The organism is Neobacillus niacini (assembly GCF_019749295.1).
In the GTDB taxonomy this organism is placed as follows: domain Bacteria; phylum Bacillota; class Bacilli; order Bacillales; family Cytobacillaceae; genus Neobacillus; species Neobacillus niacini_D.
The window spans coordinates 40,013-54,121 of sequence record NZ_JACWFG010000025.1 but is presented as its reverse complement, the minus strand read 5'-3'; the positions used below and the strand labels follow the sequence as shown (position 1 = coordinate 54,121).

Here is a 14,109-nt window from a genome sequence, read left to right as displayed (position 1 = left end):
GAAAACGCTTTTAATGGTGCAGAAACGTTGGAATCTTTCCCAATGTTCCGTGCTCACCCATGTCAGGTGGTATGAAGGACATATGTCCCTCTTGGAACAAAAGATTTGTCCTTCATAAGCGGGATGAAGGACAAATCTCGCCTCTGGAACAAGAGATTTGTCCTTCATAAGCGGGATGAAGGACATATGTCACCTTTGGAATAAGAGATTTATTCTTCATAAGCGGGATGAAGGACATATGTCTCCTCTGAAACAAGTGATTTGTCCTTCATAAACGGTACGAAGGACAAATGTCGTCTAAGGAGTAAGAGGTATTCTGCCAACCTAGAACCGCCGGAACCGTCCCCACGGCCCCCCTTGGCCCCACCAATAGTCCCATTGTCGTTTGACTCTTTTTATTGTATATTAGGATTGCAATCGTTTGCATTAAATGTTTTATTCAATGTAAGCGATTTCTAGCCAGAGATTAATAAATTAGAAGTTTCTTCATTATGTTATACGGTGTTTCCCCATATTAGGAATTTGGAAACTCGCACTGCATGACTCTTCTTTTTTTACATTTTGCGCAAACGATTGCACAAGTAGGGTTATTCTAAGAGTAACAGACCTTTACAGCAACTGACTCGCATCAAAACACTCTTATACTGCCCGATTTTTGAATTTCATAAGGGGGTAATGTGTTAATGAGAAAAACCGCAAAAAGAACGTACTCCATGATCATGACTGTAATTATGCTTTTGAGCTTGTGGATGCCATATATCCCAAGCCAGGAAGCTTATGCAGCCGAGACGAAGGCGGAGACAACTGCTTCAACTGATCGCGAAATTCGTTTCACGTATATTCGTGACGATAAAACATTTGGCGATTGGAACATTTGGACTTGGAATACTGGCGTTAGTGATGGTCAAGTTACGTTTGACACTTATCAAGACAACTATGCCAAAGCTGCTATTCCCGTAAGCTCAGAAACTACTCAAATGGGCTTTGTACTACGCAGCACGTTTGACTGGAATACCGCCCAAAAGGAGTTTGGCGATCGTTTTATTCCGGTTAATAAAAACGACTCGATTACAAAAGCTTATATCACAAGTGGTGTAGAACAAATCCGCATCGTTCCAGACGGATCGGCCCCTGTTATCGACCAGGGAAATGCGACATTCTACTATCGTGATAAACAGCTTTTTGCAAATGACGCGATGAATACCATCGAAAAAGTAGAATTAATGTTCAATGGAAAAACAACACCAATGACGTTTGAGCCGGAGAATGAGAGATTTGTAGTGACCTACAACAACATTCCGAATGGCAAAAATGAGTATACCTACCTTGTGACCAAAAAAGATGGCACAAGCGAGGAAGTAAGTGACCCTTATAACACTGTTAACGGCGTTTCTGTGATAGATTTCCAGAAAGCTGAACTAACGGTTTCGGGCAAAGTTCAGCCTGCATCGATTGATTATAATCAAAATGGTGTGCTGAGCGTTGATGTACAGGGATTGACGAATGAACTGAAAGTCAACAAATTATTTGCGGACATCTCTTCCCTTGGAGGAGCAAAGCAGCTTGAAATTGACCCAGCGCTGAAAGAAGTCACCATTGCCGTGGATGACAATATCACAGCAGGAACAAAGAATATTCCTTTAACTGTGGTTGATTCGTTCGGAAACTACTATAATAGTTCAGCTTCAGTAGAGGTAAAGGCCCGGCAGGCAGTTGGGGAAAATGACTTTGACTGGGATGAAAGCATTATTTACTTTATGCTGACTGACCGATTCTTTGACGGTGATGCTGCAAACAACGATCCATATAATCAGAATTACGATGCCAAAAACGACCGTGGAACCTACCAGGGCGGGGACTTCAAAGGTATCACTGAAAAGTTGGATTACTTGGACAAGCTTGGTGTTAACACCATCTGGATCAGCCCAATTGTAGACAACATTAAGCACGATGTTCGGTTTGACAACCCTGAAGGACATTCTTACTACGCTTACCATGGCTATTGGGCAAACAACTTTGGGGAATTGAACCCTCACTTTGGTACAATGGATGACTTCCATCAACTAATTGACGCTGCCCATGAACGTGGTATTAAAATCATGGTCGACGTTGTAGTAAATCACACGGGTTATGGTTTAAAGGAAATTGATGGAACTGTGGCAAATCCGCCTGCAGGCTATCCAACTGATGCAGACCGCGCCCGGTTCAGCTCCCTTCTCCGCCAAGGTTCGAATGTTGGAACCGATGAGGTTGTTGGTGAGCTCGCAAGTCTTCCTGATTTAAAAACCGAAGATCCAGCAGTCCGCAAAGCAATTATTGACTGGCAAACAGACTGGATTGAAAAGTCGAAAACAGCAAACGGAAATACCATCGACTACTTCCGTGTGGATACAGTAAAACACGTGGAAGATACTACCTTGATGGCTTTTAAAAATGAACTTACCAAAATTATGCCGGAACACAAAATGATTGGTGAATTCTGGGGTGGAAGTGCTGATCAAAACGGCGGATATCTTGAGTCAGGCATGATGGATTCCCTGCTTGATTTTGGTTTTAAAGATATTGCCCACAATCTTGTTAACGGCAAAGTCAAAGCAGCAAACGATGCCATGATAGCCCGTAATGAAAAAATTGATAATACAGCCACTCTTGGACAATTCCTTGGAAGTCATGACGAAGATGGATTCCTCTACAAGGAAGGAAATGACAAAGGCAAGCTGAAGCTGGCAGCCTCCCTGCAGGCAGCAGCAAAGGGCCAGCCGGTCATCTATTATGGAGAAGAGCTCGGCCAGAGCGGTGCCAACAACTATCCACAGTACGATAACCGCTATGACCTTGCCTGGGATCAGGTAGAAAACAATGATGTACTAGAACACTATACGAAGGTCTTGAACTTTAGAGCTGATCACTCAGAGGTGTTTGCTAAAGGTGAACACGTGACAATCGGCGGCTCTGACAGCGACAAGTTCCTTGTTTTTGCCAGAAAGTATGAAAACGAAGCTGCCTATGTCGGCTTAAACACAGCAGACAGCGGCAAGGAAGTTACGTTTACATTAGATTCCCAAGACGCAGTTGTGACAAACCATTATTCTAATCAGACTTACACAGCTTCAGCAAATGGCACAATCACATTAACGATTCCTGCTAAAGCTGACGGAGGTACAGTACTGCTTACGGTTGAAAACGGCAGCATCACTGCCGTAGCTGCATCGGACGGTGAAGGCGGAAATGATGGCACGGTGGAACCTGTCCCTGCTAATCACCTCCGTATTCACTACAACCGTACAGATGGTAATTATCAAAATTACGGAGCTTGGCTGTGGAATGATGTTGCTTCTCCTTCTGCCAACTGGCCAGTTGGGGCAACGATGTTTGAAAAAACAGACAGCTACGGTGCCTATATTGATGTTCCGCTTAAAGAAGGTGCTAAAAACATTGGATTCCTTCTTATGGATATCACCAAAGGCGATGCCGGTAAAGACGGCGGAGACAAAGGATTTACCATCACATCTCCAGAAATAAACGAAATCTGGATCAAACAAGGATCGGACAAGGTCTATACCTATGAACCAGTAGATTTGCCGGAAAACACCGTACGCATTCATTATGTTCGTGACAATAACGACTACCAGAATTTCGGCGCATGGCTATGGGGTGATGTTGAATCACCATCTGCAAATTGGCCGACAGGAGCATCTCTTTTCTCCGGTACAGATCGCTACGGCGCGTATGTTGACGTGAAGCTTGCAGAAGGTGCGAAAAACCTAGGCTTCCTAGTGATGGATGTAACGAAAGGCGATGCTGGTAAAGACGCTGGAGACAAGTCCTTCAACCTGCTGGACAAATATAATCATCTTTGGATTAAACAAGGTGATAACAATGTTTACATTTCACCTTATTGGGAGCAGGCAACAGGAATCACTCGAGCAGAAGTCACTTCTGAAAATACTATTCTGCTTGGTTTTACAATGACAGAAGGCCTGACACCAGATAGTTTGAAAGATGCACTTGAAATCAAGGATGCTGACGGCGGTGCTGTGGCCATTGAATCTGTTGAAATTACTGGAGCCACTTCTGCAAAAGTAACAGCAGCTTTCGACATCGAAAAACTTCCATTATCCGTTACGTATGCAGGCAGGACCGTTTCTGCCGCTACAAGCTGGAGAATGCTTGACTCTATGTATGGTTACGATGGAAATGACCTTGGCGCAACCTATAAAGACGGCGATGTTACGCTAAAACTTTGGGCTCCAAAAGCAAGCATGGTCGTGGCAAACTTCTTCAGTAAGAAAAATGCAGCTGAGCAAATCGGCAGCATCAAGCTGACAAAAGGTGAAAAAGGAGTTTGGTCGGCTGACGTTGCACCAAGCGACCTGAATATAGCTGATTTAGAGGGTTATTTTTACCAATATGAAGTGACAAATGATGGAGTAACAAACAAGGTTCTAGACCCGTATGCCAAATCAATGGCAGCCTTTACTGTCAATACAGAAGGTGAAGCTGGTCCTGATGGAGATACTGTCGGCAAGGCAGCAATTGTTGACCTGAGCGGCACGGATCCGAAAGGATTTGATTTTGCCAACATTAAAGGGTATGAAAAACGCGAGGATGCTATCATCTATGAAGCACATATTCGTGACTTTACTTCTGACCCGTCCATTGAAGGCGATCTAAATGCAAGATGGGGATCTTATAAGTCCTTCATTGATAAAATCGATTATTTGAAAAAAATGGGCGTTACACATGTGCAGCTCCTTCCGGTAATGGCGTGGTATTATGGCGATGAAACCAAAATGGGACAGCGAGAGCTGAACTACTCAGCCGGAGGAAATGAATACAACTGGGGCTATGACCCGCATAGCTACTTCTCTCCAGACGGCGCTTATTCAGAAGATCCAAGTAATCCCGAAGAGCGCGTGAAAGAGCTGAAAGAACTGATTGATGCCATCCATGATGCCGGAATGGGTGTTGTCCTTGATGTAGTTTACACGCATATGGCAAAGTCAAGCATGTTAAATGACATTGTTCCAAACTACTATGCATTCCAAGACGATAAAGGCAACTTCCTGGGCGGTTTCGGAAACAATCTTGCAACAAGCCATAAAATGGCCGAAAAGCTGATGGTGGACTCCGTAAAATACTGGTTTGATGAGTATAAAATCGATGGCATGAGGTTTGATATGATGGGTGATGCGACATATCCTTCCATCCAGAATGCGTATGATGCCGCAGCTTCCATTAATCCAAATGCCTTATTCATCGGTGAAGGCTGGAGAACATTTGCTGGTCATATCGCCGAGCCTGAACTGCAAGGAATGGGCGCAGACCAGGATTGGATGGACAAGACTGATAATGTAGGAGTATTCTCTGATGAAATCCGCAATGAATTGAAGTCTGGATTTGGTTCAGAAGGTGAACCAAGATTTATTACAGGCGGAGCAAGAAGCATCGATACCATTTTTAACAACATTAAAGGCCAGCCGTCCAACACTTCTGAGGATGATCCTGGTGATATGGTTCAATACATTGAGGCGCACGACAACATGACACTTTATGATGTTATCGCTCAGTCTATCAAGAAGGATCCTTCTATTCCGGAAAACAACCTGGAAATCCATAAACGGATTCGGGTTGGAAACTCCCTGATTCTAACTTCACAGGGTACCGCCTTCCTGCATGCAGGACAGGAATACGGCCGGACGAAGCAATGGCTTAGCGAAGGTGTACCTGAACAGAAATACCATGAACTGGAAGATGCACAAGGAAACCCGTTTGGATACTTTATACACGATTCTTACGATTCTTCCGATGCCATCAATATGTTTGACTGGCAGAAGGCTGTGAATAAGAAACAATATCCAATCAACACTGTAACGCGTGAATTTACTCAAGGTTTGATTGAACTTAGAAAGTCAACAAATGCTTTCCGTTTGGGCGACCAGCAGCTGGTGAACCAAAACGTACATCTGCTTGACCTTCCTGAAATACAGGAAACTGACCTTGTTATAGCGTACAAAGCGGTCTCCACTGACGATACGGGAACCTACTTTGTTTTCGTCAATGCTGATACACAAGCACGGACGTTGACACTCGGAGACACGAATCTCTCTAAGGGCAAGGTAGTTGTCGACAGCGACGAAGCAGGTAAAACTCCAGTTTCTAAAAAGTCAGGCTTCACACTTGGTAATGGAGCACTGACCATTGATCCATTAACAACGATTGTGTTCAAAGTAGGCGGCAAGTCTACGGAAAATCCAGGTAATGGGCCGAAATTTGGTAACGGACAAAAATAGGAAAAGGCTAATTTAAACAAAGAGAGACCATATTTTTAACATGGTCTCTCTTTGCATTTGTAAAAAACGCCTCTATTTATGTTAAGATTCCCCTTACAGTATAAAAATGAAGTTTTTATTTCCTCTAATTCTCCTGAATTTCCATAAAAAATTTCCTAATCCACCCCCAAAGCCTTAAAACAATTACCTAAGTTTTTTATGTTAGTCAAATTTTGTCGAATAAATCTTTCCGACGGATGTACTACGCCTAGGATAACTTCCAGTATACGTTCCTATAGTTTTTAATCAATCTATTAAACTATTTTTCGCCATTACACCTAGAAGGAGGAGTCTAAAATGGATCGAATTTTTAGGTGGATTGTTAAATCATTGTTCGCACCTGTTACGGGGAATGCCGGAGCAGTTGCAAGTACACTTGGTTTTTTTCTAGCCTTTTTACCTTTAGAAAGTCTAAGAATTCCATTATTGCTAGCTATTTCACTTTTCTTTAGACTTAATATTATCGCCCTATTCCTTGGCACGCTGATTACGATTTTTATTCCTAACCTGCGGCATTTACCTATTCAGGATTTAAGGTTTTTAGAAGATTACTGGATTTTTTCTACCTTAAAAAATAAAATACAGTCTTCTCAAACCATTACATCAGGTGTCTTTGGCGGCCTGATTGGACTTGTTTGCTATTTTTTCTTCCATTGGTTCTACAATTTAGGCCTGAAAAAAAGGGAGCGAAATCAGGAGCATGTTTTTCTTGATCCTGCCAAAAGACGCTGGTCAATCATTAAACGAATGAGTGCAGGCTTTGCTATTTTAATCGTGTTGGTATCAACCATTTTTATTGAAAGCCTAAATACGAATCCAGCATTTCCTGAGCTGCAATTAAACGAGAAGACAGCAAAAAGTACAATTGAGCCGATTAATACAAGTTTCAATGCAGAAGAGCTTGCTTCTCAGATTCAAAAAATGAATCCTTCGCCTATTATTCAAAGAAATAAGGATGAAGTGAAAACACAAATGGCGAAAAACCAAGAAGTCTATGGTTTTTACGTCAATTGGGACGATAACAGCAAAGCGTCTTTCTTAAAAAATATCAATTCTATAACAACATTAGTACCGGAGTGGCTGCAGCTTACTCCTGACCTTACTATTAAAAACAGTACTGACCATTCTATTGTTGAAGAAGCAAAGTCGCATAATATTGAGATTCTCCCATTGGTTAATAATTTTATAAATGATAAATGGGACGGCGAAATCCTACATCAATTATTTACTACTCCAGGAGCTGAGGATCTGTTTATTAAAGATATGTTGGAGTATGTCAAAACCAATGACTTCGACGGTATCAACATAGACTTTGAAGAAATCCTTCCAGAGGATAAAGCGAATTTCACTGACTTTATGGAAAAGGTCTATGAGGCATTTCATCAACAAGGTCTCATAGTGACAATGGATGTCCCGCCAAATGACAATAGTTATGACTATGCTTCTCTGGCAGCGAATGTAGATCGTATGATTGTTATGCTATATGACCAGCACCACTCCATGAGTATACCTGGACCTGTTGCGGCTACGGATTGGGTAATAGAGAATTTAAACCAGCTTCAAATTCCTTCCGAAAAATTGATTGCAGGTTTGGGAAGCTATGGTTACGACTGGGAAGAAAACTCTACTAAGCCTGCAAATCCAATGACGTTTGGGGATGTCATGGATTTGGGGATTGGGACAAACCTTCAAATCCATTGGAATAATCAAACAGGCAACCCATATGTACGTTACAAAAAAAATGGGAAAAACCATACTGTGTGGTTTTTAGATGCTGTGACATTTTACAATCAAATGAAGGTAGGGCAAGAAAGGGGTTCAAGTGGAATAGCCGTTTGGCGCCTCGGCTCTGAAGATCCTTCTATCTGGAATTTCATTAATAAACCAAAGGAAATGGAAAATCCCGAAAGTGCCTTAAAAACCATAGACAGTCCTAAGACAGTGCACTATACAGGAGCTGGAGAGATCTTAAAAATGATTTCCCAATCAGAAAATGGGAAACGAATGATTCAGATGGATGAACATGGTGTGATAGAAAACGAAACCTACAGGAAATTACCAAAGCCTTTAGTTGTAGGTCGGTATGGTAAATCCGATTCAAAGGAAGTGGTGCTAACCTTTGATGACGGACCTGACCCAGCCTATACACCACAAATATTGGACATTTTGAACAAGAATCAGATAAAAGGAACCTTTTTTATCGTTGGGGAGAATGCGATGCTGCATCCAGAACTTGTTAAAAGGATGCATAATGAAGGCCATGAAATTGGCAATCATACCTTTACCCATCCAGACATTGGGTCCATCGCACCATTTCAAACAAGAATGGAGTTAAATGCCAATCAACGGTTATTTCAAGGTATTACAGGTCATTCGATGACCCTGTTTCGCCCGCCTTATGTGGCCGATGCAAAACCGAACTCAAGTGACAAACTGCTGCCTATGGTACAAGCTCAGAAGTTAGGTTATACCATGGTCGGAGAATTAATAGACTCTGAGGATTGGCAAGGTTTTTCTAGTGACGAAATTGTCAATAGGGTACTGAATCAACTTCCAGAGGGTAATATCATTTTGCTGCACGATTCAGGCGGCGACCGCTCTAACACTGTAAAAGCCCTGCCTATTATTATCAACGAACTGAAAAAGCGCGGCTATACATTTACTACCGTTGCAGATCTCATTGAAAAAAGTAATAGTCAGATCATGCCCGCAACTGACCCAGACAACCCTTATTTGGTCTATGATAAGGCCGTGTTTATGGTCATACAAGGCTGGCGCGAAGGATTAAGCTTCCTGTTCTATTCCGTTATCCTTCTTGGAATCTTGCGGCTGGTTATCCTAGTGTTCCTTTCGAGAAAACAGGTAAAAAGATATAAAAAGACTGAGATTGACCCCGACTTCACTCCTTTTGTCAGTGTCGTGATTGCTGCTTATAACGAGGAAAAAGTCATTTCCAAAACAATTGATTCCATTTTAACCAGCGATTATCCAGCTTTTGAAATACTGATTATCGACGATGGATCGAAGGATGATACGGCTCTTGTAGTCCAAGAATTATACGCTAACCAACCTCTTGTCAGATTAATTAAAAAATCGAATGGGGGAAAATCTTCGGCTGTTAATCTTGGTTTTAAAGAGGCAGACGGTGAAATCGTGGTGACTCTTGACGCTGATACACTCATTGCTGAAAATGCCATCACCTTGCTTGTTAACCATTTTAAAGATGAAAATGTTGCGGCTGTTTCCGGTAATGTAAAGGTCGGTAATAAGGGAAACCTCCTTACAAATTGGCAGCATATCGAATATGTAACAGGCTTTAACTTAGAGAGAAGGGCCTTTGCAGTACTTAATTGCATTACAGTTGTGCCAGGAGCGATTGGTGCATGGAGAAAGACGGAGGTAGAAAAAGCAGGATACTTTCAAGAGGATACACTGGCAGAGGATACCGATATCACACTTACCCTTTTACGTAATGGAAAAAAGATTGAATTTGAAGAAAAGGCCTATGCCTATACAGAAGCTCCAGAGGATATTAATAGTCTGGCAAAACAGCGTTACCGGTGGGTTTATGGGACGTTACAATGCTTATGGAAGCATCGAGCTGCTTTATTTAATAAAAAACACAAATCATTAGGCTATATTGGCCTTCCAAACATGTGGCTTTTCCAATATTTTTATCAAACCATATCTCCTATTGCTGATATATTGTTCATTATAGCTCTATTTAGCCCGGATCCTGAAAAGGCAGCGATTGGATTTATTCTTTTTTATTTGCTGGATTTCTTTACTTCTCTCTATGCGTTTCGATTGGAGAAAGAAAGTCCTAAACCACTAGGTTCATTGTTTCTACAACGAATTTTGTACAAACAGCTTATGACTTATATAGTGATCAAATCCATCCTCTCGGCGGTAAAGGGAGTAACTGTTGGTTGGAATAAACTAAAACGAAATGGTAATGTCACTCAGGAAACCTCTATTGCGAAGGTTAAAGAATCTGCATAATATATTTTCACACAGGTCTTTCCCATATGGGGAAGACCTTTTCTACGAGAAAAAGGATCACCATCTACTGGTGACCCTTTTTGAAAGAATTACATATTCTTTCCGTTGTTTTCTTTTAATTCCCTCCGGTTCTCAGCCTTTTCTTTAGCGGCTTGAGAAACTTGCTGGCCACGGTTGGTTTCCGTTGAGGATGTACTTGTTGCATTTGTTTCCGTCTTTACGGGTGGAGCCGTTGTCTTTGGTATTGATGCAGGTTTCGTTGTTTCAGGCTTTGTGGATACACTTGTTGCATTCGATCCCGACGTCGTAGATGTAGTCGTTGTGGTTGTCGGTTCTTTTACACTTGTCGAAGTTATGGTGGTTACAGCAGGCGCTGCTGTTATTATCTGATTCGTATCAGAAGGATTTGTTGTATTATCCTTGCTGCTCGAATTCTGTTGAATGGGCGCTGCATACATTTCACTATTATTTGAAGCTACTTTTAAAGCAGCCATTTCTTGCTCTTTCCCCTTCGATGGTGGCGTTTGATCTTTGACCGCTTTTTCTGCTTGGTTAATGATATCCGCTTTTTTTGGGTCTCCGGATATAGTTGAAGCACTTTCTTCTGCTACTCGTATAGGTGACTGATTGCCTAGCAAGGTGTTGGCGACAGAAAACGTAATAGAACCCGCTAATACCATTGCAACGGCTCCCTTGGTTATTGTATTCATAAACTTCCCCTCGTGTTTTTAATAATCATATTAATAGAATACGAAAGGATCGAAACTATTATAGGGGTATAAAGGATAACTTATCTTCTATTACTTTTTACTAGAGATATCAATCCATACTGCTACGATAAGGATTAAACCTTTGACGATATATTGCCAAAATGCCTGAATATTCATCATGCTCATGCCGTTATCAATACTTGCCATAATCAAAGCGCCAATTAGAGCACCGACAATTTTCCCGCGTCCGCCAACCAAGCTCGTTCCGCCGATAACGCAAGCTGCAATCGCATCGAGTTCATACATATTACCGGCACTGACAGTGGCAGCATTCAGCCTGCTCGTTAACAGGACGCCGGCAACACCAGCAAGACCGCCCATCGTAATAAATACCCAAAGCGTACTGCGTTTAATATTAATTCCAGACAATGCTGCAGCTTCTTGGTTTCCTCCAAGCGCATAAATCGAACGTCCAAACGACGTTTTGTTCGAAATAAAGATAAACACTGCGGCGAATAAGATTACGATTAAAAATGGAACCGGAATTCCCAAATATCGGTTTAACATATAAGTTGTTAAAAGAATAAAGAATGCATAGATTCCAACCTTGCCAAAATCAAGAGTTGCTGCCGGAATCATCAGCCCCAGCTGCTTGCGCTTCTTTCGATTCTGAAGTGTCCAGAAAACCAATAATCCAATGCTGATGACCGCTAATATATACCCTGGAATATAAGGGAAATAGCTATTTCCGATTTGTTTAAAACTGTCCTCCATCGGTGCAACGGTTTGTCCTTTACTTAAACCAATTAGAATCCCGCGGAAGATTAGCATTCCTCCAAGAGTTACGATGAAAGCAGGAACAGCGCGGTAGGCAACCCACCAGCCTTGCCATAATCCAAGGACTGCTCCAATGACAATCGCTGCAATCACAACTGAAAAAGTACCCCAGCCTTGCCATACTTGCAGAATGGCTGCAATCCCGCCTGTTAAACCAACTAATGAACCTACGGATAAATCAATATGACCCGCTACGATGACTAAAGTCATCCCAATAGCAAGAACGGCGATAACAGACATCTGTGTAATTAAATTGGAAATATTGCGCGATGATAAAAACTCTCCACTTGTAAAAACACTGAAAATCACCGCGATTAAAACTAGTGCAATAATAAGGGTGTACGCTTGGAGGTCAAACTTAAAACTTAACCCTCTGTTTCCCTGTGTTTTCCTTTCCACTTCTGCTAACGTTTTACCCATGTTTCTTCCCTCCTGTTGCACACATCATGATTTTTTCTTGTGTTGCTTCTTCTCTCAAGAATTCTCCAGTTATGGAGCCTTCTGACATGACAAGAACTCGATCTGACATACCCAAAACCTCTGGAAGTTCCGATGAGATAATGACAATCCCAACACCTTCGCTAACGAGTTCATTAATAATCTTATAAATCTCGTATTTAGCACCCACATCAATTCCTCTTGTCGGTTCGTCAAGTATTAACACTTTCGGATTGGTCATTAACCATTTGCTAAGAACCACCTTCTGCTGGTTTCCACCACTCAGCTGGCCAACCTTTGCCTCTAGGTTAGGTGCTTTAAGTTTCATTTTTGAAGTCAGTTCTCCAGCTTTCTTCACTTCTAATGCGTCATCAATAATTTTTAATTTCATGACCTTATTTAAAGCAGCTAAGGTAGTGTTCTTCGTTATGTCCATCCCCAGCACAAGACCATAACGCTTGCGGTCCTCGGACACGTAAGCCAGGCCTTCTTTTATGGCATCTTGTGGTTTGTTGATTCTCGTTTCTTTTCCATCAATTAAGACCGTTCCTGTCCTTTTCCCTTTAAGGCCGCCAAACAAACTGATGAACAATTCTGACCGGCCGGCCCCCATTAGTCCGGAAATACCGAGAATTTCACCCTTTTTCACTAAAAAGGAAGCATTCTTAATCAACGGTTTCCCTTTATCATCAAAAACGGAGTAATCTCTTACCTCCATAATGTTCTCCGAACTAATTTGGTGTGGTTCATATGGAAATAACTCAGTGAGCTCGCGTCCAACCATTTTCGAGACAATTTTTTGTTCGGTTAACTCTTCAATGGGATCCGTACTGATCGTTCGTCCATCACGTAAAATTGTGACGGAATCAGCAAGGGCCATGACCTCTCCTAATTTATGAGAAATATAAATACACGTAACGCCTTTCGCACGCAATTCATTCAACAAGCCCATAAGGATCTCAACATCACTTTCCGTTAAAGCGGCGGTTGGCTCATCCAAAATGAGAATATCTGTTTTTTTCGTTAAAGCTTTTGCAATTTCAATCAACTGCTGCTTCCCGACTGTTAAATCGCCGACTTTTGTTTGCGGGTCAATGTTTAAGCCGATATGCTTGAGTGATTTCTGTGCTTCTGCATAAATCTTGTTCCAATCAATCACTCTTCCCCGCATTAATTCATGACCTAAAAATAAGTTTTCAGCGACAGTCATTTCCTCTACTAGGGCAAGCTCTTGATAGATAATGCCAACACCTGCATCCTGAGATTCTTTTATATTTTTAAATTCAACCTTTTGGCCATTAATAATAATTTCTCCATCATATGTACCATGTGGGTAAACACCACTTAGTATTTTCATCAACGTGGATTTTCCAGCACCATTCTCGCCGCATAAAGCATGAATCTCTCCCTTACGCACTGAGAATGTTACGTTATCTAAAGCTCTTACACCTGGGAATTCTTTCACGATCCCCTTCATTTGTAGCGCATACGCATCCATTCTAGCTTGTCACCACCTATTAAGAACTCAATTTTTCTAAAGACAATCAATGTGGCATGGTTTAGGAGGCTAGTAGATAGCCATAATTATATTTTTGGCTGTGTTAAAATGGGCTGTTGATTTGTGCTCCAGGCGCTTCGCTTTCCGCAGGCGGTTCGGGAAGCCTCCTCGTCGCTAAAGCGCCTGCGGGGTCTCCCCTGTCCCGTCCTCCTGCAGGAGTCTCGCGCCTTCCGCACAAATCAACAGGTTCTAAGAGCAACATTTATCCTTAACACAGCCATATTTTTAGAGA

General features: G+C 41.9%; 5 protein-coding genes. 2 read left to right on the top strand and 3 right to left on the bottom strand.

Annotated features, from left to right (window positions below; translation table 11 throughout):
* The first annotated feature begins 683 nt into the window (after window positions 1–683).
* Together H0184_RS24805 and H0184_RS24800 are read left to right on the top strand one after the other, a co-directional pair.
* Window positions 684–6,293 (top strand): pullulanase, encoded by a 5,610-nt coding sequence (locus tag H0184_RS24805; protein ID WP_221829623.1) that lies wholly within the window; start codon window positions 684–686, stop codon window positions 6,291–6,293.
* Window positions 6,294–6,629: 336 nt separating this feature from the next.
* A complete protein-coding gene (locus H0184_RS24800) occupies window positions 6,630–10,334 on the top strand; it encodes a polysaccharide deacetylase family protein (protein ID WP_260631781.1) in 3,705 nt (1,234 codons plus the stop codon).
* Between the two features lie 89 nt (window positions 10,335–10,423).
* Here H0184_RS24800 and H0184_RS24795 read toward each other — a convergent pair whose 3' ends face one another.
* The 3 genes from H0184_RS24795 to H0184_RS24785 all read right to left on the bottom strand — a co-directional run bounded on the left by H0184_RS24795 (window position 10,424) and on the right by H0184_RS24785 (window position 13,817).
* A complete protein-coding gene (locus H0184_RS24795; protein WP_221829620.1) occupies window positions 10,424–11,044 on the bottom strand; it encodes a hypothetical protein in 621 nt (206 codons plus the stop codon).
* Between the two features lie 90 nt (window positions 11,045–11,134).
* Window positions 11,135–12,301 carry a sugar ABC transporter permease gene (locus tag H0184_RS24790; RefSeq protein WP_221829618.1) on the bottom strand — a complete coding sequence of 389 codons (1,167 nt, stop codon included), beginning with the start codon at window positions 12,299–12,301 and terminating at the stop codon, window positions 11,135–11,137.
* Window positions 12,294–13,817, bottom strand: coding sequence for a xylose ABC transporter ATP-binding protein (locus H0184_RS24785; RefSeq protein WP_221829616.1), 1,524 nt, complete (start codon window positions 13,815–13,817; stop codon window positions 12,294–12,296). The genes H0184_RS24790 and H0184_RS24785 overlap by 8 nt, the downstream gene beginning before the upstream one ends.
* Window positions 13,818–14,109: the final 292 nt, after the last annotated feature.